Raw genomic sequence first — 22,670 nt, 5'->3', positions numbered from 1 at the left:
GGCCACCCCTATGCAGCTTGTTTCATATGCACCCTGTTGCCTATGCTCGGGCCATGGCACTCGAACATGCGCTGCTCGTCGCGCTCACCGAACGATCCGGTTCGGGATACGAGCTCGCGCGACGGTTCGACAAGTCGATCGGCTTCTTCCACGGCGCCACTCACCAGCAGATCTATCGCACGCTTCGGCGAATGGAGGACGCCGGCTGGGTCGAGGGCCGCCCCGTCCCACAGGACGGCAGGCCGGACAAGAAGCTCTACACGCCCTCCTCCGCCGGACGCGACGAACTCGCGCGGTGGATCGCCGAGCCGACCGAACCCGGCCAGCTCCGCAACGAACTCGCCGTCAAGATCCGCGCCGCGGCACACGGTGACCGGGACGCGCTCGTGGCGGACGTGCGCCGCCATCGCGACGCACACGTCGAGCGACTCGGGATCTACCACGCGATCGAAGCGCGCGACTTTCCCGTCCCGACCGAGCTCGACGGCACCGACCTGCACCAGTACCTCGTCCTGCGCGGCGGCATCCGTGTCGAAGCCGGCTTCGTCGAATGGTGCGACGAAGTCCTCGCCGCTCTCACCGCCGCCCCGACCCGCACCGCTGCGCCGCACACCGAAGGATCCTCGTCATGACCGACTCGCCATATCCCCACCTGCTCGAGCCGCTCGAGATCAGCGGCACGACACTGCGCAACCGCGTGATCATGGGGTCGATGCACACCGGCCTGGAAGACCGCGCGAAGAACACCGACCGTCTCGCCGCGTATTTCGCCGAGCGGGCGCGCGGTGGCGCCGGGTTGATCGTGACCGGTGGCTACGCGCCCGACCGCACCGGCTGGCTGGTCCCGTTCGGCGCCAAACTCACCCACCGTTTCGAGGCACGCCGTCACCGTCGCATCACGAGCGCTGTGCACGCCGAGGGCGGGCGGATCGCGTTGCAGATCCTGCATGCCGGCCGCTACAGCTACCAACCACTGAGCGTGAGTGCGTCGTCGATCAAAGCCCCCATCAATCCCTTTCGGCCGCGTGCACTGACGGGCCGCGGGGTCCGCTCAGTCGTCCGCCACTTCGTGCGATCCGCGAAACTCGCGCAGGAAGCCGGCTACGACGGTGTCGAGATCATGGGCGGCGAAGGCTATCTGATCAACCAGTTCCTCAGCGCACGCACCAACAAGCGCCGCGACGAGTGGGGCGGGTCGCCCGAGAACCGCAGGCGCGTCGCCGTCGAGATCACCCGCCGCACGCGCGACGCCGTCGGCCCCGACTTCCTGATCTCGTTCCGCCTCTCGATGGCCGATCTCGTCGCCGACGGCCAGACGTGGGACGAGATCGTCGCGCTCGCACGGGAGGTCGAGGCCGCGGGCGCGAGCCTGATCAACACCGACATCGGCTGGCACGAGTCGCGGGTGCCCACGATCGTCACCTCGGTGCCCCGCGCGGCCTTCGCCGACGTCACCGGGAAGCTCGCACAGCACGTGTCGATCCCGGTGGCTGCCGCCAACCGCATCAACACCCCCGACGTCGCCGAGGACATCCTCGCGCGCGGCGATGCGCAGCTGATCGCGATGGCACGTCCGCTGCTCGCCGACCCGGAGTGGGTGCGCAAAGCCGAACGTGCGCAACCGGACCGCATCAACACGTGCATCGCGTGCAACCAGGCCTGCCTCGACCACGCCTTCGTGAACAAGCACGTCTCGTGCCTGCTCAATCCCCGTGCCGGGCGCGAAACCGAACTCGTGCTGCTGCCGACACGTCGCAGCCGCACCATCGCGGTCGTCGGTGCGGGGCCTGCCGGGCTCTCCGCGGCGGTGGGCCTCGCTCGCCGTGGCCACGCGGTCACACTCTTCGAGGCGCACGCCGAGATCGGTGGTCAGTTCGGTATCGCACGGCGCATTCCCGGCAAGGAGGAGTTCGCCGAGACGATCCGCTACTACACGCGCGAACTGGAGGAACTCGACGTCGACGTCCGACTCGGGACGCGCGCGTCCGCGACCGACCTCCGGGAGTACGACGACGTCGTCGTCGCGACGGGCGTCGCCCCACGCGTGCCGGGCATTCCGGGCGTCGACCACGCCAAGGTCCTCACCTACGCGCAGGTGGTGCGCGACGGCGCGCCGGTCGGCGCGCGGGTCGCGATCATCGGCGCGGGTGGCATCGGCGTCGACGTCGCCGAGTTCCTCACCACCGACAGGTCGCCGACCCTCGACCTCGCGGAATGGAAACGCGAGTGGGGCGTCAGCGACGACGAATCCGCGCCCGGTGGTCTCACGACACCGGTACCGTCGCCGTCCCCGCGCGAGGTTTTCCTGTTGCAACGCAAGACTTCCCGCATCGGCGTCGGCCTGGGCAAGACCACCGGCTGGGTGCATCGCGCGGCGCTGAAAGCGAAGGGCGTCCACGAGTGGACCGGCGTCGCCTACGACCGCATCGACGACGACGGACTGCACGTCACCCTCGACGAGGGCCGAACCCGCCGTACGCTCGAAGTCGACTCGATCGTGCTGTGTGCCGGGCAGGAGTCGGTGCGCGAGCTCGTCGACGAGCTCGAGGCCTCGGGAACGAACGTGCACGTGATCGGCGGCGCGGACGTCGCGGCGGAGCTGGACGCCAAGCGCGCGATCGAGCAAGGCACCCGCCTGGCCGCCCGGCTCTGACCGCTACCCTGGCTCACCGTGACTCTTCCCGAGCCGAACCCGAACGCCCGCGCAGTCGTCACCGGTGCCTCGTCCGGCATCGGTACCGCCCTCGCCGCAGAGCTCGCGGCACGCGGCCACTCGCTGATCCTCGTCGCACGACGCGGCGACGTCATGGAGGAACTCGCCGCGACGCTGCGACGCACGCACGGCGTCGAGGTGGACGTGCGCCCGTGCGACCTGTCCGACCGCGACGCGCGCACCGCGCTCGTCGACGAGCTCTCCGCGCGCGAGGTGTCGGTGCTGTGCAACAACGCGGGCATCGCGACGTTCGGTCCGGTCGCCGATCTCGATCCCGCGTACGAGCGTGCGCAGGTAGAACTGAACGCCGTCGCAGTGCACGATCTCACCCTCGCGGTGTTGCCGGGCATGCTGGCGCGCGGGTCGGGCGCGATCCTGATGGTCGGGTCGGCGGCGGGGAACATGGCCATCCCGCACAACGCGACCTACGCCGCGAGCAAGGCGTTCGTCAACACGTTCTCGGAGTCGCTGCGCGGCGAGCTCAAGGGCTCCGGGGTCCACGTGACACTGCTCGCGCCCGGGCCGGTGCGCACGCAGACACCCGATCCGGCCGACGCGTCGATCGTCGACAAGCTGGTACCGGACGCGCTGTGGGTGTCGAGCGAGTACACCGCGAAGCTCTCGCTCGATGCACTCGCGGCCAACAAGATGCGTGTGGTGCCGGGCATCGTGGGCAAGGCGATGTCGACCGCAGGCCAGTACACCCCGCGCGCGATCGTCGCGCCGATCGTGGGCGCCTTCTACAAGAAGCTCGGCGGCTGACACCTCCTCCTCGGGTTCAGCGCCTGCGGCGCCGTCCGGTGCCGAAGATGCTGCGGCTGATCTCCCGGCCCGCCGCCGACGAGGCCGAACGCAGGAAACTCTTGAACGCCGAGCTGCCGAGCACCTGCTCGACGACGCCCGGCTGGTCGGCCGGTTCCCCCGGCTCCGTCTCCGTGGTCTGATCGGGCGCAGGTTCCGTCACGCGTTGCGCGAGCTTCTCGTACGCCGACTCGCGGTCGATCGTCTCGGTGTACTTCGCGGCGAGCGTGCTCGCGCGTGCCTCGGCGCGGATCCCGTCGTCGCCGAGCGTGTCCATGAGCGAACAGGGTGGGCGGATCCGTGTCCACGCGACGGGCGTCGGCGCGCCCGCCTCGGACAGCACCGTGACGACCGCTTCGCCCGTGCCCATCGTGCGCAGCACCTCGTCGAGGTCGTAGTCGTCGCTACTCGGGTAGGTGCGCACGGTCTTCGTCAGCGCCTTCTGGTCCTCCGGTGTGAACGCGCGCACCGCGTGCTGGGCGCGACACCCGAGTTGCGACAGCACCGCGCCCGGGACGTCCGTGGGCAGCTGCGTGCAGAAGAACACGCCGACACCCTTGGACCGGATCAGCTTGACCGTCTGCTCGACCTGCGCGAGAAAAGCCTTCGACGCCCCTGCGAACAACAGATGCGCCTCGTCGAACACGAACACGAGCTTGGGTGCGTCGAGGTCGCCCTCCTCGGGTAGGTCCTGGAAGAGGTCTGCGAGCAGCCACATCAGGAACGTCGAGAACAGCGCGGGCCGGGCCGCTTGCGCGCCCAGTTCCACGAGGCTGACCACGCCCCGACCGTCCACGACGCGCATCAGGTCGGCGGTGTCGAGTTCGGGCTCGCCGAAGAAGGTGTCGCCGCCCTCGGCCTCGAGGTTGACGAGCGCACGCAAGATGACACCCGCGGTGGTCGTCGACACGCCGCCGATGCCTTTCAGCTCGGCCTTGCCGTCGTCGCTCGTGAGATACGCGATGACCGACCGCAGGTCCTTCAGATCGAGCAGCGGCAGTCCTTTCGTATCGGCCCAGTGGAAGAGGAGCCCGAGAGTCGACTCCTGAGTCGCGTTGAGCCCGAGGACCTTCGACAGGAGGATCGGACCGAAGGCAGTGATCGTCGCGCGCACCGGCAGGCCGACCCCGGCGGTGCCGAGGGAGAAGAACTCGACCGGGAATCCGTGCGGCGACCAGCCGTCGGCGCCGGTCTCGCGGGCACGCGCGGTGATCTTCTCGTTCGCCCCGCCCGCTGCGGCGAGGCCCGAGAGATCGCCTTTGACGTCGGCCATCACGACCGGCACTCCTGCCGCGCTCAGTTGCTCGGCAATCACCTGCAGGGTCTTGGTCTTGCCGGTGCCCGTCGCCCCGGCGACCAGACCGTGGCGGTTCATGGTGGCGAGCGGAATGCGCACCGGCGCGCTCGGGTGCGCGGCACCGTCGAGCACCACCGATCCCAGCTCGACCGCTGGGCCCGATGTCGCATAGCCCGCAGCGATCCTGCCCGCCCGCCCGTCGGCCGCTTCGCGGCCGTCGCTCTCGACGCCCGAACGCTCCTCCTGCTCGTTCGCCATCTCCCCGCTCCCGTCCCGGTGAAGTGCAACACACCGCTACCGCGAGCCTAACGGGATCGGCGCGAGGCATAGGGTGATCGGCGTGCAGGACAAACTTGTGTGGATCGATTGCGAAATGACCGGGCTGCGCCTCGGCACCGACAAGCTGGTGGAGATCGCGGCGCTCGTCACCGACAGCGACCTCAACGTGCTCGGCGACGGAGTCGACATCGTCATCCATGCGGACGACGACGCCCTCGCGGCGATGCCCGACGTCGTGCAGAAGATGCACGCCACGTCGGGGCTCACCGAGGAGGTTCGCCGGTCCACCGTCAGTGTCGCCGAGGCCGAGCGTCAGGTGCTCGCCTACATCCGCGAGCATGTGTCGGCGCCCGGTACGGTGCCGCTCGCCGGCAACTCGATCGCCACCGACCGCGCGTTCATCGCGCGCGACATGCCCGAACTCGACTCCTTCCTGCACTACCGGATGATCGACGTGAGCTCGATCAAGGAACTCGCGCGCCGCTGGTACCCGCGCATCTACTTCGGCCAGCCGACCAAGGGCCTCGCCCATCGGGCGCTCGCCGACATCAAAGAGTCGATCCGCGAGCTCGAGTACTACCGTCGCACCGCGTTCGTGGCCGAGCCGGGGCCGAGCACCGAACGGATCGCCGAGATCGTCGAAGGCCTCGGCCCCGCATAGCCGGTCCCCGATGTCACGGCAGGAAAAGAACCCGCCGTGACCAGCCGATTGGCACTCCGGCGGTGAAACAGGCTAGTATTTGGCACGCTTCGGTTGCTCCTCAGGGGCCGCCAGAGCGATGGTGAGTGTAGTTCAGTTGGTAGAGCACCAGGTTGTGATCCTGGCTGTCGCGGGTTCGAGTCCCGTCACTCACCCCGAAGAGACACTGCCCCGCCTACGTACACGTAGGCGGGGCAGTGTCGTTCAGGGCGGTCGCCGAGCGGGCACCGCCCGTGACGGCGAGCCGTCAGGCGGCGGAGTTTCCCGCCTTCCAGACGTCCCAGGGGATGTTCCAGTCGCCCAGGCCGTCGGTGCCCGACAGGGTCCCGCCGACGGTGTTCTTGACGATCACGATGTCGCCGCGCTTGGTGTTGTCGTACACCCACTTGGCGTTGGACGGACTCAGGTTGAGACACCCGTGGCTGGTGTTCGAGTAGCCCTGCTGCCCCACCGACCACGGTGCGGAGTGGAAGAAGATACCGCTGTAGGACATGCGGGTGGCCCAGTCGACGGGCGTGCGATAGCCCTGCGGGTCGTTGACCGCGACGCCGTACGTGGACGAGTCCATGATCATGTGGTCGAAGCGATCGCCGATGATGTAGACGCCGTTGTCGGTGGGGGTGTCGTCCTTGCCCATCGACGTGGGCATGGTCATGACCACCTGGCCGTTACGTTCGAATGTGACCTGCTTGGTGGCGTCGTCGGCGGTCGCGATCAGCGCGTCGCCGATCGTGAAGGTCGACTTGCTGTTCTCCTGACCGAACAGGCCGCCACCGAGGTCGAGTCCGTACACGTCGACATCGACGTTCACCGTGGTCCCCGGTGCCCAGTAGTTCTGCGGCCGCCAGCGCACCTCCTGGTTGTTCACCCAGTAGAAGGCGCCCTCGACGGGCGGATTGGTGGTGACGGTGATCGCGTCCTCGGCGGCCTTACGGTTGGGGATCGACTCGTCGAACTGCACCGCGACGGGCTGGCCGATACCGACGACGTCGCCGTCGAACGGCAGGAGATACGGCTTCGTGACATTGTCGGGCGAACTGGTGCGGAAACTCGACGTCTCGACGGTCTGACCACCGAGCCCGTTCGCACGCACTTCGAGCCGGTACTCGCGGTTGTAGCCCAGTGGCTCGGTGGTGTTCCACGCCAGCGAGTCCGGCGACAGAGCGCCGGCGACCTCGCGGCCGTCGGGAGTGAGCATCGTGACCGACGCGAGCGTGCCGTCGGCGACGTCGACTGTGACCGGCTGACCCGGCGAGACTCCCACCGCCCCGTCGGCGGCGCTCGCAGTGATCTTCGGTTTGATCAACTCGGTCAACGGGTTCGAGTCGATGGGGGCCTGCCCTTCGATGTTCGTCGAACCCGTCGAGCACGCCGCGGCGAGCATCGCGGTGACGGCCACCACCGCGATCGGGAGCGCACGCTTCCGCCACGGACGGGGCTTCGCGGACGCGAACCGACCCCGTGCGCGCGCGGTACGTGCGTGCCACACACCCATCACAATCCCACTCCATCCGACGAGAGCCCGACTTCCGCGACAGCGCGCGTCGTGCTCGGATCGAGACCCGAACACGGCCGTGACCGCGTCTTTCCATGATGCCAGCAGGTTGTCACGGCTACCAACGAGCCATGACGCGAGACGGTAACGCTCACATATCGGTTTGGAAGCGCGGGGCCTCACCGGGCCCGTGGCGGTCGGCGCGCACCTCGGCCGCGAACAGGTGACGGAACCATGTTCGGCACTGCCCGGGCCGTACTTTCGTCGTGAAATGCGCCACAGACCCGGGTGATCGCGCTGGCATACTCGGCGTCATGCCCACCGACACCGGAGCGCACGGCCCGTGCGCCGCCGCTCGGAGTGCTCGTGAGTGACGGCGGAACTCCCGACGAGTTCGCCCTGTCGAGCCGGCAATCGCCATGCGCCCTCTGCCGCACGCGCCCCGCCGAGCACCTGTACGACGAGACCTCGATCTTCGTCGGCGTCGTCTGCGAACTGTGCGCGAGTCGCATCGCATACATCGCCGACGACCCCAGCGGCCTCGTCTCGAGGCGCGGCTCCACGCGGCCCGGCGAGATGTGCTCGGACTGCAGGCGCCCCGCCGTCGGCGAGTTCTACCTCCGCGACCACCCCGCCACCACGATCGTGGTGTGCGAGACGTGCATGGAGCGGTGGCGCGACATCCAGACGCGTGCGTGGCTCATGAAGCGCGCCCATTTCACCGTCGAGATGCAGGAATTGTGGCCGGATCATCCGCAGTGGCCCGACATCCCCCCGCGGAGGTCCTAGCCGAGTCGTGCCCGGGCACCGGCTCGACAGCACGCCTGACAGCACGACAGCCCCCGATCCGGAGATCGGGGGCTGTCGTGTTCGGAGTGCGCCATCACGGGCTCGAACCGCGGACCCGCTGATTAAGAGTCAGCTGCTCTACCAACTGAGCTAATGGCGCTTGGGCTACCCACTCGGTTTCCCTGTCCGGGACTCGTTGTCGGCAACGAAGAGAACAGTAGCCGAACGTCGCTCCCACGCGCAAATCGGCCGCTCAGGCGCACATTCGCCGGATGGCGTCAGCGCAGCACGCGGCGCAGGACCAGGAGTCCGGCGACGGCGCCCGCGACGGCGATCGCGCCGTACTTGACAGCGGGCTCGTTGAGCTTCGCGAGGACGGTCTGCTTCGTGGACTCGGCGAGACGCTTCGGATTGGCCCGGACCGCCAACTCGTCGAGCGTGCTCGCGAGCTGGTTACGCGCGTTCTCGATCTCGCGCTCGATGCTCTCGGTGTCCCTTGCCACGTGTCCTCCATAGTCCGTCTGGATCGTCGTCCGTGTGTCTGGATCGGCCGCTCACCGGGACGCTACCGGGTCGTGCCGTCGCCGTAACGTTAGAACAGTCTCGTCCTCGGCCGCGACGGCGCGCTCGGCTAGCGTGGAGCCGTGACCGCCAACCAAGACACGCCAGGCACGCGACTCGCCCCAGGCGACACCGCTCCCGAGTTCACTCTGCCCGACGCCGACGGTAACCCCGTGTCGCTGAGCGACTATCGGGGACGGAAGGTCGTCGTCTACTTCTACCCTGCCGCGAGCACGCCCGGCTGCACGAAGCAGGCGTGCGACTTCCGCGACAACCTCGCCGAACTCGGCGACGCGGGGATCGACGTCGTCGGCATCTCCCCCGACAAGCCGGCGAAGCTCGCCAAGTTCCGCGACGCCGAATCGCTCACCTTCCCACTGCTGTCCGATCCGGAAAAGGCCACGCTCACCGCATGGGGCGCGTTCGGCGAGAAGAAGATGTACGGCAAGACCGTCACGGGCGTCATCCGATCGACATTCCTCGTCGACGAGAACGGCACGATCGAGGTCGCCCAGTACAACGTGCGGGCCACCGGCCACGTCGCGAAGCTGCGCCGCGATCTGTCCGTCTGAGCGACCGGTGCGTGCGGCCCGCTGTGCCGCGCGCACCCGCTCAGCCCTCGTCCGTGCCCGCCCGCTCGCGCGCAGCGGTGTACGAGCTCACGAACACCTCGTAGCCGTCGAGCAGACGGTCGAGCCCGAACAGCAGATCCGCATCGCCCAGAGCTCCGTCCGTGTCGGCGTCGGATCCCGACCACACGCCGGCCTCGACGGCCGCCAGTAGATGCGGAAAGCGCTCCGGGTCGAGGATCCGGGGCAGCACCGCCGCGTACTCATCCGTCGCGGTGCGAACGTCGCGGGCAAGTCGCGCGCGAGCCAGCACGAACAGCGTGAGTCCGACCACCATGTCCGTCTTCGCCTGCTCCGCCAGCCCGGTCGGCGCGAGGACCCGCAACCCTGCCTCGAGCCACGACAGGTTGTTCGGGCCGAGAGGCGCACTCCTGATCGGCAGATCGAGCCACCACTCGTGTCTGGCGATACATTCGAGCTCGAGCCGCGCCCACTCCCTCAGTCCCGCGCGCCAGCCCGGCTGTGCGTCCAGATCGGGCCCCGGGCCGACCACGGCGTCCGAGATCAGTTCGAGCAGGTCGTCCTTGCTGTCGACGTAGCGGTACAGCGACATCGTCGTCATACCGAGCTGCTTGGCCACGCGCGCCATCGACAGCGCGCTCGCCCCCTCGGCGTCGCCCACCTCGATCGCCGCCTCGACGATCCGCTGGAGCGACACACCTCGCCGCGGGCCGCGTGTCCCTGGCTGTTCCAGGCCCCATGCGATCCGCACGAACTTGGGCAACTCGTCGTGCTCACGCTGCTCCTGCGGGGCACTCTTCCGGCTGTTCGGCACGAATCTCCTTCTCGGGTCTTGCCACGAGCATAAAACTGCGTATGGTCTACACGGTAGGTGTACGCCATACACAGTTTCGTTCCGTTGGTTCCCGCTTCACCGACATCACAGGAGGAGAGAGTGTCCGATTCGGCGATTCAGGTCTCGGGCCTGCACAAGCGCTACGGCGAACACGTCGTGCTGGGCGGCGTCGACTTCGACGTGCCCGCCGGCACCGTATTCGCACTGCTCGGCCCCAACGGGGCAGGCAAGACGACCACCGTGTCCATCCTCTCGACGCTCGACACCGCCGATGCCGGCACGCTCCGCGTCGCAGGCGTCGACGTGCGCCGCAACCCGCGCGACGTCCGGCGCCACATCGCGGTCACCGGCCAGTTCGCCGCGGTCGACAACACCCTGACCGGCGCCGAGAACCTGCGTCTCATCGCCGGACTGCACCACCTCTCGCGCCGGGACGCGCGGTCGAAGGTCGACGGGCTTCTCGACCGCTTCGCACTGACCGACGTGGCCGACCGCCGGGCGAGCACGTACTCGGGCGGCATGCGGCGCCGACTCGATCTCGCGACGAGTCTCGTCGGCGACCCCTCGATCGTGTTCCTCGACGAACCCACGACGGGCCTCGATCCACGCAGCCGTCGCGAGATGTGGTCACTGGTACGCGAACTCGTCGATGCCGGCGTCACGATCTTCCTCACGACCCAGTATCTCGACGAGGCCGACCGGCTCGCCGACCACATCGCCATCCTCGACGGCGGCCGCATCGCGGGCTCGGGCACGGCGGACGAGCTCACGCGCGCCGTGCCCGGCGGGCACCTCGAATTGCGGTTCACCGACACCGACGTCGCGACGCGCGCCGCACTCGTGCTCACGTCCGTCGCGCCGTCGCGCACGGACACCACGCTCCGCGTCGACACCGACGGCGCGGTCCGCGACGTGCGCCACGTCCTCGGGCTGCTCGAGGCGGCCGACGTCGACGTCGAGTCGATGGCGCTGCACACGCCCGACCTCGACGACGTGTTCTTCTCCCTCACCGGCGGGCGGCCGGCATCCGATACCCGTGACCTGCAGGAAGCGATCGCGCCATGACCCTCCTCACCGAGAGCCGCTACATGCTGTGGCGGAACCTGCTGCACACCGTGCGCAATCCCGACTCCATGCTCACCGCAGTGCTGCTGCCCGTCATGCTGCTGTTGTTGTTCGTGTACGTGTTCGGTGGCGCGATGAACACCGGCACCGACTATCTGAACTACGTCGTCCCCGGAATCATCCTCTTGTGCGCGGCTTTCGGGGCGTCGACGACGGCGGTGAGCGTGAGCACGGACATGTCCGAGGGCATCGTCGACCGCTTCCGCACGCTGCCGATCACGCAGGTATCGGTCCTCACGGGTCATGTGCTCGGCGGACTCGTACGCAATCTCGTGTCGACCGCGATCGTGTTCGCGATCGCACTGCTGATGGGTTTCCGGCCGACGGCAGGCCCGCTCGACTGGCTCGCGGTGCTCGGCCTCGTCGCCCTGTTCATCCTCGTGATCGGCGTCGTGTCGGCCGCCCTCGGCATGCTCGCCCGCTCGCCCGAGGCGGCAGGCGGGTTCACCTTCTTCATCATGTTCGTGCCGTACGTGTCGAGCGCATTCGTCCCCACCGACACGATGCCGTCGTGGTTGCACGGCTTCGCGGAACACCAGCCGATGACGCCGGTGATCGAGACGATGCGCAGCCTCCTCACAGACGGTTCCGCCGGGCCGTCGCTGGGCGCAACCCTCGCGTGGCTCGTCGGACTCGGCGCCGCCGGAATCGTGGCCGCGGCCGTCGTGTTCCGTCGCCGGGTGAGTCGACGCGGGTGACACGAGCCCGGTCGGCGGGAAGGCGTCCGGGAAGGCACCTCGGAATCCGGACGTCCGCCCGCTAGCCTGGGCTGGTGGAGATCTCAGCGACCGACCCCCGCACGGGAGCCACCGACCCGATCGCGGGTGAGCCGCCGACCGGTGCGACGCGGCGCGCCGATCCGGCGCTCGAGCTGCCGTCGGACCCACAGGAGTTGCTTCCGCGCCGCAGACCCACCCAGGAGCGCAGCAGGCGCAAGTTCGAGGCCCTGCTGGCGGCGTCGCGCGAGTTGCTGGTCGACGTCGGATTCGAGTCGTTCACGTGCGAAGAAGTCGCCTCACGCGCGGACGTGCCGATCGGCACGCTGTACCAGTTCTTCGCGAACAAGTACGTCATCGTGTGCGAGCTCAACCGGCAGGATCTCGCGGGTGTGCAGCACGAGCTCGAACAGTTCAACGGCGAGGTTCCGTCGCTCGACTGGCTGCGCTTCCTCAACAGTTTCGTGGACCACCTGGCGGGCTTGTGGACGTCTGATCCGTCGCGGCGCGAGGTGTGGCTCGCGATGCAGTCGACGCCCTCGACACGCGCGACCGGCGCAATTCACGAGAAGGCCTTCGCGGAGCAGATTGCCCGCATGCTCGCACCGCTCACGCCGCACACGCCACGCGCGCGGCGCAAGATGATGGCGGAAGTTCTCGTGCACGTGGTGTATTCGATGTTGAACTTCTCGGTCCAGGACGAACAGAGCCCCGAGGACGCCGTCGCCGAACTCAAGCGGCTGATGGTCGCATACCTCTTGGTCGCCGAGAAGGAGTCACGCTCGTCGTAGCACCGACGGGCGTCAGGTGCCGGTGGCGGCCTCGAGCACGACGAACGCGCCCGCCATGTCGCCGTCGTGGGTGAGCGACACGTGGGCCGTGGTACCGACGAGGTGCTCGGCCACCACTCCGTGCAGGCGAAGCGACGGCCTGCCCCACGCATCGGTGACCACCTCGATCAGATGGTGGATCCCCTCGGGCGCGACGGGCGGACGTCCGTAGAGCGACGCCGACCACGCTTTCACGAGCGCTTCCTTCGCCGCCCAGCGCGCGGCGAAATGCCGTGCCGGGTTCTTGCTGCGGGTCGCCGCGGCACGCCGCTCCCCCGCGGTGAAACTGCCGAGCACGGTCGTACCGGGGCGGTCGAGGAGTTCCGCGAACTCCCCGACCGCCACCAGGTCGACACCGACCCCGATCACTGCCACCGGGCCGCCGTCTCGGTCGTCACGGCCGCGCGACGCGGTACACGTCGTCGTCGCCGAGGCGCGCCTCGTGCGACAGCAGGACGTCGGCTTCGAGATTGCGCGCCGGCTTCCCGTCGCCGCCGAGGCGACGGTCGGCGGGCCGCTCGTAGAGCGAGTCGCCGCCGCACATCGCCGCGAGCAGGCGCCTGCGACCCTCGATCGCACGCGCACGTGCCCGCTCGACGTAGGCGTCGCGCCGTTCGTCCGGGATCGCCGCGACGAACGCCTGCGGGTGGACGACGGCGACGAGACCCGACACGTGGCCGAAACCGAGGCTGGTGAGCACGCCTGCCCGCAGGGGCAGCGAGTCGCCGAACCGGAGCGGCTCACGCGGCCACACCAGGTGTGGATGCTGCTGCATGACGTCGTCGACGCAGTCGAGACTGCGGTTCGGCGGCACGACACCTCCGGCGAGCACCTGGCACAGCCCGATCAGCTGGAATGCGGCCGCGCCACCCTTCGCGTGCCCGGTGAGACTCTTCTGCGACACCACGAACAGCGGTGCACCGTCGCTGCGGCCGAGGGCCGCGGCGAGCCGCTCGTGCAGTTCGGCCTCGTTCGGGTCGTTCGCCGCGGTCGACGTGTCGTGCTTGGACACGACGGCGATGTCGTCGGCCGTGACGCCGAGTGCGGACAACGACTGTGCGAGCGGCGATTCGAGACCGCCGCGGCCCGCACCCAGCGCACCGAGCCCGGGCGCGGGGATGGACGTGTGCACGCCGTCCGAGAACGAACCCGCCCACGCGACGACGCCGAGCACCGGCAGGCCCATCTCGAGTGCGACGTCGCCACGCGCCAGCAGAATCGTTCCGCCGCCCTGCGACTCGACGAAGCCACCACGACGGCGGTCGTTCGCGCGGGAGAGTCTGCGGTCGTCGATGCCCTTGGCGCGCATGTCGTCGGTCTTCGCCGTCGCCGACATGTCGCCGAAGCCCACGACGCCTTCGATGCCGAGATCGTCGTAGCCGCCGGCCACCACGAACTGTGCCTTGCCGAGCGTGATCTTGTCGACGCCCTCCTCGACGGACACCGCCGCCGTCGCGCACGCCGCGACCGGGTGGACCATCGCACCGTACCCACCGACATAGGACTGCACGACGTGTGCCGCGATGACGTTCGGCAGCGCCTCCTGCAGGATGTCGTTCTGCTTGTTCTCACCCAGCAGGGTGTCGATGTACAGCGAGCGCATCGACGACATACCGCCCATACCGGTGCCCTGCGTGTTGGCGACGAGCGCGGGATGTACCCACCGCAGCAACTCGCTCGGCGTGAAACCGCTCGTGAGGAACGCGTCGACGGTTGCGACGATGTTCCACAGACCGACCCGGTCGACCGAATCCGCCATGTCCGCCGGGATGCCCCACGCCGTGACGTCGAAGCCGGTGGGGATTTGTCCGCCGACGCTGCGGGTGAGGGCCATCTTGCGCGGCACGCGGATCTCGGTGCCCGCCTTGCGGGTCACCGTCCACTCCCCCGACGCCGGATCGACTGCAGCCGTGGTGTTCTCGGGGTCGGCGTCGACGAACGCGCGCGCCTCGGCTTCGCTGCCTGCGGAGAAGGTGAGATCACGGTCGAGGAAGACCGACGACAGCAGCGGGGCCGTGTTGTCGACCATCGCGCCGTCGTCCGCGTACCGACGGATGCCGCACCGCTCGACGACGACGTCGTGGTACCGGTCGGCGATGTCCTCCTCGGGTACCAGTTCGCCGGTCTCGGCGTCGTACCACCCGGGTTCGGGTGCCGTTTCCCACGTGAGCATGCCCGTGCTCCACGCGAGTTCGAGCACACCTGCCGCGGACAACTCGTCCTCGACCTCGACCTCGAATCGCGTCCGCGCCGAGCCGTGCGGCCCGAGCTCGCCCGCACCGACGATCACGACGAGCTGCTGCGGGTCGACGTCGAGGTCGGCCCACTCCGGCGTCGTGGTGTCGGGAGCACGGGGCGGGGCGGGCAGTGCACCGACGGTCTCGTCTGCAGTGGACGCCGACTCCGGCTCGGCCTCGGCAGTCCGACTCTCCTGGGCGAGCGCCGCGAGGTCCAGGTCGGCCGTGGCGAGTCCACCGGTGAGGTCGACGTCGAGCGGGCCCGTGGCCGCGTCGACGCGGCGCACCGCGGTGCACTGTGCCAGCAGCTCGGCAGCCATCTCGTCCGTCGCCCATGTGCGCACTCCCGCGGCTTCGACGGCGTCGACCAGTGGGTCGTTGCCACCCATCAGCCCGGTGCCTCGCACCCAGCCGATGCGAGCGTGCACGAGAGTGACGCGCTCCGCCCACGCACGCTCGGAGCGCCACTTGGCGACGATCGCGTCCAGCGCGGCCTTCGCTTCGCCGTATGCGCCGTCGCCGCCGAAGGTCCCGCGATTGGGCGAACCCGGGAGCACGACGTGCAGACGCGCGTCGACGTCGTGGTCGTAACCGATGCGCGACAGGCCACCGATCATCCGCTCGACGGACCACAGCAGGACCTTCATCTCTGTCTCCGCGCGGCCGCCCGCGTCGGTCAGCGCACCCGCGACCCGGGGAGCGGCGAACGGGAACAGCATCGTCGGCGTCATCGCGTCCTTGACGACCGTGCTGGTGCCGCCTGCGGATTCGGTTTGTACGCCGCCGATCCAGTCGACGAGCGCGTCGACGTCTGCGTAGGACGCCATGTTCGCGGGGAGCACCCACAGTGCCCCGCCCGCACGGGCGTTGCGGCGGTACAGATCCCGGAAGAAGGCGAGTCGGCGCGAGTCGAGCCGGGAGGTCGTGGCGATCACCGTCGCACCACCGGCGAGGAGATCGGCGACCACGGCGGCCGCGATCGAACCGGCACTCGCGCCGGTGACGACGGCGATCTCGTCGGCCCACACGCCCGCGTCGGTGCTGTCGCGCGCGGCGTCGGCGATGTGGCAGTACACCTGGGCGAGTGCGTCCCGCTCGTCGGCGACGGCGCGATCACGCCACCACAGCGCCTGGTCGGCGACGGCATCGCCCGCCCCCGCGAAGCTCTCCGGCCGCGGGTCACCGTGCCCGGCCCAGATCGCCGCGAGATCCTCACGCGCACTTGCCCACCGGTCGTCGATCAGGACGGCCTTGCGGGCGTCGAAGGCGGGCGCGACGACGCGCGCCCAGTCGGAACCGAGCTCGTCCGCGACGAGTTGCACGAGTGCGTCGTCCGACGCGTCCGCGGCTGTCGCGGGAACGTCTGCGTGGCCGAGCTGCTCGAGCACGAGCCGCGCCGCGGACGCGAGCACGCCGTCACGTCCGGTGATGTGCTCGGTGACCTCCCCGAGCGCTTCGGCGTCGACGGTACCCCCCGACGAGCCCCCCGCCGACGGCATCGTGACGGTCACGCCGTGCCGCGTCGCGACCGCCTGGATCGCGCTGTCGATCGCGGTGTCCACCGCGGCCGCGTCCGCGAGACCGCCCGGCGCGAGGCTGCCGAGCTCGCCGCCGCGCAGGCTGGTGCCCTCCCGCGTGCCGAGCGCAACCTCCGCCGTCACGTGGTCGACCCAGCCGTCGCCGAGCTGCCACACCTTGCGCACCCGGTCGCCGACCGCCGCGGGCCGCTTGCCCGACGGCCCGAACACCTTGCGCAGGTGGTCGCCGATCGAGTCGGTGAGGACGGGGCCGAACGGACGGTAGGTGCGCGCGAGCTGGTTCACGGTCGTACCGAGCGCTCCCATGTCGGCGTCCGCCGCACCGTCGATCGCCCCGAGCGACAGCTCGGCGCCCAGGTCGACGAGGAGCTGGTTGCGTCGCGACGACACGCCGTCGCACAGCGCCTCGATCGTGTCGGCAGGCCCGATCTGATCGGGACGCAGCTTGGTCCACAGCGCGATCAGGATGCGCGTCGCGTCGGACGCCGACAACGCCAGGTCGTCGGGCCGCGGACCGGACGCGGCCGCCGCAGCAGCAGCCGGTGCCGCGGGTGCGGACGCCCGCGGTTCTGCGGCGGGCTCGGTCTCGTCCGGGCCGTCCGGCTCCGGCTCCGGCGCCGGGTCGTCGTCGGTGTCGAAGACAGCGGCCGCGTCACGCTCGATGTTGAGCACCTCGACGGGGCCGCCGCGTCGACCGGGCAGCTTCAGAGTCTGCGCGGCGAGGTTCGCCACCGTCGGTACGCTGCCGAGGCCGATCTCGACGAAGCGCTCGACCCCGAGTCCGCCCGCCGAGTCCGACGCGAACAGCAGGTCCTGCGTCTCGATCCACCGGACCGGGCTCGCGAACTGCCATGCGAGCAGTTCGACGAGGATCACGCGCGCGAGCGCCGACGGATCGGCGGCGTAGGCGTCGAACTCGGCGAGCACCGCACGCAGCGGTTCGGACGGCACGAGTTCGGCGATCTCCTGGACGAATTCACGCTCGAGCGAGAACGGCTTCGGCACCAGGTTCGGGATGTAGCGGCCGATCAGGATCTCGGGGTCGATGCGTTCGGGCAGCAGTTCCTCGAGCCGGCCGCGGAAGTCGGCGACACCGTCACGCAGCACGGTCGAGTGGAAGGGCACGTCGATGCCGGGCACCTGGATGTACGCGCGCTTGCCGCCGGTGACGGCGCGGCGCTCGTCGATCTCGACCTCGAGCGCGTCGAGGCCCGCGACCGTGCCCGCGATCGCGTACTGCGCACCGCGCAGGTTGAGGTTGACGATCTCGAGGAATTCGCCCGACTTCGCCGCGACGCCCGCGACGAACTCGTGCACGTCTTCGTCGGCGACGTCGATCTGCGACGGACGGATCGCGGCCATGCGATAGTTCGAGCGCCCGTTCTCGTCGCGCGGTACGAGCGCATGCATCGCCGAGCCGCGCTGGAACACCACCTCCAGAACGGCTTCGAGCGGAAGCACGCCCGCGACGGCGGCGAGCGCGTTGTACTCGCCGACCGAGTGACCCGCGAGGTAGGCGCCCTCGACGAAGGCCCCCGATTCGCGTAGCTCGGCGACCTGCGCGACGCCCAGCGTCGCCATCGCGACCTGAGTGAACTGGGTCAGATGCAGCACACCATCCGGGTGGCGGTGCTCGACTCCCCTGGCGCGCACGATCTTCGGGTTGTCGCGCACGACGGCGAGGATCGAGAAGCCGAGCGCCTTGCGGGTGTGCTCGTCGGCGCGATCCCACACCTCGCGGGCGGCCTTCGACCGCGAGCGCGCATCGAGGCCCATACCCTGCTGCTGGATGCCCTGGCCCGGGAACGCGTAGACGGTGCGTGGCACGGCGAGCCTGCCTGTCGCGACCATCACCAGATCGCCGTCGATACGGCAGGCCACCTCGACGATCTCGGCGCCCGCGTCGGCACCGACCCGGTCGACACGCACGTCGATCGAGGCGCCGGGGCGCACCATCCCGAGGAATCGCGCGGTCCACGCGGTGAGCCGCCGCGCGGGGACCGTCCGCTGCGACGTGTCGGCCGCGGTGACGACGTGCTGCGCCGCCGCGGAGAGCCACATGCCGTGCACGATCGGGCTGCCGAGCCCGGCGAGCAGCGCCGCATTGCGGGAGGTGTGGATCGGGTTGTGGTCGCCCGACACCTGCGCGAACGCGTCCATGAACTGCGGCGCGGCGATCACCGCGTCGCGGCGGCGACGGCGCGGGGTATCGCGGATGTCGTCGACGCGCACACCACCGGCGCGCGGCGGATCGGCGAGCGCGGCACGTCCGGTGCGGCCACGGATCGCGAACCGTTCGGTGAGTCGTGCGACCGGCGGAGCGTCGAGCCCTTCGTCACCGAGCATCGCACCGATCTCGACGCCCACCTGGACGACCCGACCGAGGTCGGTGTCGTCGATCGACTGCACCTCGGCACGCACGACCGCGACTCCCGATTCCGCGGGCAGTTCGCGCAGCAGCTCGATCCGGTGGTCGAGGTGGACGAGGTCGAGCATGCCTTCGATGACCGCGACCGAATCCGTCTGTGCACCACCGAGAGCCGCGAACACCGCGGGCCAGCAGGCGCCGACGACGACATCGGGCACGCCCGCCTCGTTCGCGTGCAGCGGCGAGCGCATGCCCGCGGCCGTGACACCCGCGTGGTCCGCCACGAGGTCGCGCACCCACGCGACGTTGAGCCGCGCGACCCCGTTCTTGACCACCGGCAGCTCACGTCCCGCAGCGACGCCGAGCAGCGCCGACATGGCGCCCTCGGCGTCGGCCTCGGTCACGACCGGGGCACCGCCCCCCTGGACGGAACGCGGAACCGTGATACGGATCGCGAGCGCGTGCTCACGCACGAGTGGCACGGTCAACTGGGCGTGTTCGCCGTCGACCTCCGTGAGCGTGGCGCCTGTCGGACGGTGGTGTGCCGACTCGGCGGACACGAACTCCCACTGGTCGGCGTCGAGGAGGCGCGCCACGGGATTGCGGGTGAGCCGTCCGGCCCAATGCACGTCGGGCGCCGCCAGGATCGACGACACGACCGGCGAGACACCGGAACCCGCATCGGCGCTGCGGCGACGACGCGCGGGAACCGTGACGGAATCGGCGCCGTCGGCCACGAGACGCTCGTAGGTCGCGAGCTCGAAGCGGTCGAGCAGGTCACCGACGGGCTCGTCGACACGGGTGATGCCCGCGACCGCGACCGTGCCCGGAATGACGCACACCTGGTCGGCGTCGTAGCGCGGGTCGTGCGCCTGCCACAGCGAATCCGAGCGCCACCAGCGGCGCACGTCCTTGTCGACGACGGGCACGAAGTTGACCGGCTTGCCGGGTGTGCGGCACAGCGAGACGAAGAACGACACGTCCGCGGGGTGCATTGTGGCGGTGGCGAAGTCCTCGTAGGCGGCCGCGAGGGTGCACATCGCCGCTTCCGGGTGCTCGAGAGTCTCTGCGTCCGCGAAGCGCGTCGGAATCGGGCCGCGCGTGCACGGGTGCAGGCGTGCCTCGGTGCGCTGCAGCATCTTCTGGAAACGGTCGCGCCACGAGACGTCGAGCCACGGGCTCGTCGTGGCATCGCGGACGGCGTCGCCGAACTCGCTGCCGCAGTCGAACTCGCGTGCCGCGTCGATGCCGACGGCGAGCTCGAGGTACCGGCGCAACCATTGCTCGTAGGTCATCGTGGCCAGGTCGCCGAAGTACGGCTTCGCGGTGCGGGCCAGCGCGTCGACGATCTCGCCGCGACGGGCCGCGACGGCGTCCTCGTCTCCCGCGACCTCGTCGAGCAGGCGCCCGGTGCGCGACGCGGCGTTGTCGATCTCGTGGATGTCGGCACCGAGTTGGCTTCGGCCCGAGGCCATTCCGTGCGACGCGGTGCCGGCCCCCACCCACCGTTCGGTGCCGGGTGTGTCGACGAGCAGTTGCTTGACCTGCGGACTCGTCGTCGCCTCGCGGGTCGCCATCGCCGCGGTACCCACGAGGATGCCGTCGACCGGCATCGCCGGGAATCCGTGCTGTTCGGACCAGCGGCCGGTGAGGTAGTCGCTCGCGCGCTCGGGCGTGCCGATCCCGCCGCCGACGCACACCACGAGGTTCGGCTGCTCGCGCAGTTCGCCGTAGGTGTCGAGCAGCAGATCGTCGAGGTCTTCCCACGAGTGGTGGCCGCCTGCGCGGCCGCCTTCGATGTGAACGACGATCGCACGATCGGGCACCGCGTCGGCGATCCGCACGACGGAACGGATCTGCGCGACCGTGCCGGGCTTGAACGCGACGTGCGCGATACCGACCTCGTGCAGTTCCTCGATCAGCGCGACGGCCTCGTCGAGCTCGGGGATGCCTGCCGTGACGACGACACCGTCGAGAGGCGCGCCCGCGGCGCGAGCGCGCTGGACCAGCCGCTTGCCGCCGAGCTGCAGCTTCCACAGGTACGGGTCGAGGAACAGCGAGTTGAACTGCACGGCGCGCCCGGGCTCGAGCAGCGCACCGAGTTCCTCGATGCGCGCCGCGAAGATGTCTTCGGTGACCTGGCCGCCACCGGCGAGCTCGGCCCAGTGGCCCGCATTCGCCGCGGCAGCGACGATCTTGGCGTCGACCGTGGTGGGCGTCATGCCCGCGAGCAGGATGGGCGAGCGGCCGGTGAGCCGCGTGAAGGCGGTCTCGACGGCGCTGCGACCGTCGGGCAGTGTGACCGCGCGCGGTGCGAACTCGCGCCATGCCGTCGGCACACTCGGTTCGCCGCCCGGACGCGTGAGCTGATCGAAGCCGTCCCGCGTGGCGGCAGCGACGATGCCGACGCCGTGCGGCCGCGCGACACCGCGGGTCATCCGAGTGAGTAGATCGCCGGGACCGAGGTCGAGGATCCACCGGGCCCCGGCGCCGATCGCGTGCTCGGTGTCGGCAACCCAGTCGACCGGGTCGACGAGCACGGCGCGGACGAGGTCGGTGGACGCCTCGATGCCGCACCGCTCGGCCCATGCGACGGTGAGCTCGACCGCCTCGTCCATCACCGGATGGTGGAAGCCGACCTCGACGGGCAGGGACTCGACGACGGGCGCGAACACCGCCCCGCCGCGAGCCTTCGTATCCCGCTCGTGCGCTTCGCGGGCGGCGATCCGGTCGAGCCGCTCGACGAACTCCGCGAGCCGTTCGGGGCGGCCGACGACCACGGAACGCCTGCGTCCGTTGCGGATCGACACCGCGACACGATCGGCGGCGATGTCGGTGTCCAGCTCGGCGGCGATCGCGCGCAGCCGCTCGGGGTCGACGCCGGAGACCGCGATCATCGGTGACGCGTCCGCCTGCGACACGAGTCCGCGGCGACGGCCGGTGAGCGTGGCAGCGGCACCGACCAGCTGCGCGAGCGCAAGCAGCTGCGCATCGCGTGCGCCCTGCGCGCGGACCGACTCGACCGCGAGCAGTCCTTGCGAGTGGCCCACGACGGCGGCAGGCGGCGCGGCGCGGTGGTCGAGGCCCGACGACGTCAGCGCGCGCACCGCGGCCAGCTGCGCGAGCAGCACACCGGGGAAGGACACCGCGGCGGACGCGAGGGTCGCGGCACGCTCTGGACCGGCGCCCGCCGCCGACAGGGACTCCCCGTCCTGCTCGTCACCGTCCGACATGCCGTCGTCGCCGGCCAGGTCGCGATCGAGAACCCACCCGATCGGGTCGAATCCGCTCGCACGGGCCATGCGCAGTTCCGCCGCGACCGGCCCGAGCAACCGCTCGGCGTCGCCCACCAGAGCGGTCAGGTCCGGCTCGAGCGAGAAGTCGCGCATCAGCTCACCGAGCGGGGGCAGCCACTCGGCACCCTGGCCCGCGAACGCCAGCGCGTACGACTCACCGTCGCGCATGCGGTCGAGAAGCGGGTGATCGACGCAGTCGTTCGCACTTCCTCGCAGGTCGCCGTGGCTCTGGGCGCGGGTCGATTCGGGGTAGGCGTCGTCGATCGTCACGTAGGGGTCCTCTCGTGGTCGCCGGTAGAAACACGCACGAACACGCACCGCCCGATCGTCGATGCCGGCGGACCGACGAGGGCGTTCGCGCACATCGCGTGCGATGAGCGTCACCAAGAGTTCCACAGAATCATGAGGGAGTCCTCACGTTTGTCGCGCGGCCGCGCCGCAAATGCGCGCATTTCGGTGACCCACCGCACAGCTCAGGGTGTTATGTGACCGTTCGGTAA

15 protein-coding genes and 2 tRNA genes are annotated in these 22,670 nt (G+C 69.9%); 10 read left to right on the top strand and 7 right to left on the bottom strand.

The window, feature by feature from the left end; all coding sequences use genetic code 11:
* Window positions 1-53 precede the first annotated feature (53 nt).
* From HCA44_RS14500 to cmrA, 3 genes are read left to right on the top strand one after another with little or no spacing between them, the layout of a single operon-like run.
* Window positions 54-632: a PadR family transcriptional regulator gene (locus tag HCA44_RS14500; protein ID WP_169649565.1), complete on the top strand. Its 579-nt coding sequence runs from the start codon at window positions 54-56 to the stop codon at window positions 630-632.
* The gene (locus HCA44_RS14495; protein ID WP_169649563.1) at window positions 629-2,653 is read left to right on the top strand and encodes an NADPH-dependent 2,4-dienoyl-CoA reductase; all 2,025 of its coding nucleotides are present in this window, start codon (window positions 629-631) and stop codon (window positions 2,651-2,653) included. Before HCA44_RS14500 ends, HCA44_RS14495 begins: the two co-directional genes overlap by 4 nt.
* 18 nt (window positions 2,654-2,671) lie before the next feature.
* Entirely contained in the window at window positions 2,672-3,475 is an 804-nt protein-coding gene (cmrA, locus tag HCA44_RS14490; protein WP_169649562.1) for a mycolate reductase, read from the top strand.
* A gap of 16 nt (window positions 3,476-3,491) precedes the next feature.
* Here cmrA and HCA44_RS14485 read toward each other — a convergent pair whose 3' ends face one another.
* Window positions 3,492-5,069 (bottom strand): helicase HerA-like domain-containing protein, encoded by a 1,578-nt coding sequence (locus tag HCA44_RS14485; RefSeq protein ID WP_169649560.1) that lies wholly within the window; start codon window positions 5,067-5,069, stop codon window positions 3,492-3,494.
* 82 nt (window positions 5,070-5,151) lie between these two features.
* On the opposite strand from HCA44_RS14485, the gene orn reads away from it, so the two are divergent.
* Together orn and HCA44_RS14475 are read left to right on the top strand one after the other, a co-directional pair.
* Window positions 5,152-5,751, top strand: coding sequence for an oligoribonuclease (gene orn / locus HCA44_RS14480; RefSeq protein ID WP_169649558.1), 600 nt, complete (start codon window positions 5,152-5,154; stop codon window positions 5,749-5,751).
* A gap of 121 nt (window positions 5,752-5,872) precedes the next feature.
* Window positions 5,873-5,945, top strand: a tRNA-His gene (locus tag HCA44_RS14475).
* 92 nt (window positions 5,946-6,037) lie between these two features.
* Here the strand turns inward: HCA44_RS14475 and HCA44_RS14470 are convergent.
* A complete protein-coding gene (locus tag HCA44_RS14470) occupies window positions 6,038-7,174 on the bottom strand; it encodes an Ig-like domain-containing protein (RefSeq protein WP_169649755.1) in 1,137 nt (378 codons plus the stop codon).
* Between the two features lie 477 nt (window positions 7,175-7,651).
* On the opposite strand from HCA44_RS14470, the gene HCA44_RS14465 reads away from it, so the two are divergent.
* Window positions 7,652-8,074 carry a hypothetical protein gene (locus tag HCA44_RS14465; protein ID WP_169649556.1) on the top strand — a complete coding sequence of 141 codons (423 nt, stop codon included), beginning with the start codon at window positions 7,652-7,654 and terminating at the stop codon, window positions 8,072-8,074.
* An 87-nt stretch (window positions 8,075-8,161) separates the two neighbouring features.
* Here the strand turns inward: HCA44_RS14465 and HCA44_RS14460 are convergent.
* Window positions 8,162-8,234: transfer RNA gene (locus HCA44_RS14460), tRNA-Lys, on the bottom strand.
* Between the two features lie 118 nt (window positions 8,235-8,352).
* Complete coding sequence (locus HCA44_RS14455; RefSeq protein ID WP_169649554.1) at window positions 8,353-8,577, bottom strand: DUF3618 domain-containing protein; 225 nt, start codon at window positions 8,575-8,577, stop codon at window positions 8,353-8,355.
* 141 nt (window positions 8,578-8,718) lie between these two features.
* On the opposite strand from HCA44_RS14455, the gene bcp reads away from it, so the two are divergent.
* On the top strand, window positions 8,719-9,207 hold the full coding sequence (gene bcp / locus HCA44_RS14450; protein WP_169649552.1) for a thioredoxin-dependent thiol peroxidase: 489 nt from the start codon (window positions 8,719-8,721) through the stop codon (window positions 9,205-9,207).
* A 40-nt stretch (window positions 9,208-9,247) separates the two neighbouring features.
* Here bcp and HCA44_RS14445 read toward each other — a convergent pair whose 3' ends face one another.
* Window positions 9,248-10,039 carry a TetR/AcrR family transcriptional regulator gene (locus HCA44_RS14445; protein WP_346764731.1) on the bottom strand — a complete coding sequence of 264 codons (792 nt, stop codon included), beginning with the start codon at window positions 10,037-10,039 and terminating at the stop codon, window positions 9,248-9,250.
* Window positions 10,040-10,159: 120 nt separating this feature from the next.
* Here HCA44_RS14445 and HCA44_RS14440 point away from each other — a divergent pair, with 120 nt between their 5' ends.
* The 3 genes from HCA44_RS14440 (at window position 10,160) to HCA44_RS14430 (ending at window position 12,692) form a co-directional block, all read left to right on the top strand.
* On the top strand, window positions 10,160-11,125 hold the full coding sequence (locus HCA44_RS14440) for an ATP-binding cassette domain-containing protein (protein ID WP_169649550.1): 966 nt from the start codon (window positions 10,160-10,162) through the stop codon (window positions 11,123-11,125).
* A complete protein-coding gene (locus HCA44_RS14435) occupies window positions 11,122-11,883 on the top strand; it encodes an ABC transporter permease (RefSeq protein WP_240945543.1) in 762 nt (253 codons plus the stop codon). The genes HCA44_RS14440 and HCA44_RS14435 overlap by 4 nt, the downstream gene beginning before the upstream one ends.
* Window positions 11,884-12,002: 119 nt before the next feature.
* On the top strand, window positions 12,003-12,692 hold the full coding sequence (locus tag HCA44_RS14430; RefSeq protein WP_169649749.1) for a TetR family transcriptional regulator: 690 nt from the start codon (window positions 12,003-12,005) through the stop codon (window positions 12,690-12,692).
* 12 nt (window positions 12,693-12,704) lie between these two features.
* Here the strand turns inward: HCA44_RS14430 and HCA44_RS14425 are convergent, their stop codons facing one another.
* On the bottom strand, window positions 12,705-13,106 hold the full coding sequence (locus HCA44_RS14425) for a holo-ACP synthase (RefSeq protein WP_169649548.1): 402 nt from the start codon (window positions 13,104-13,106) through the stop codon (window positions 12,705-12,707).
* Window positions 13,107-13,125: 19 nt separating this feature from the next.
* Window positions 13,126-22,386, bottom strand: coding sequence for a type I polyketide synthase (locus tag HCA44_RS14420; RefSeq protein ID WP_240945547.1), 9,261 nt, complete (start codon window positions 22,384-22,386; stop codon window positions 13,126-13,128).
* Window positions 22,387-22,670: the final 284 nt, after the last annotated feature.

This window comes from Rhodococcus sp. HNM0569 (assembly GCF_012726205.1).
Classification (GTDB): Bacteria; Actinomycetota; Actinomycetes; order Mycobacteriales; family Mycobacteriaceae; genus Rhodococcus_F.
This window is presented reverse-complemented; position numbering and strand designations above follow the sequence as displayed.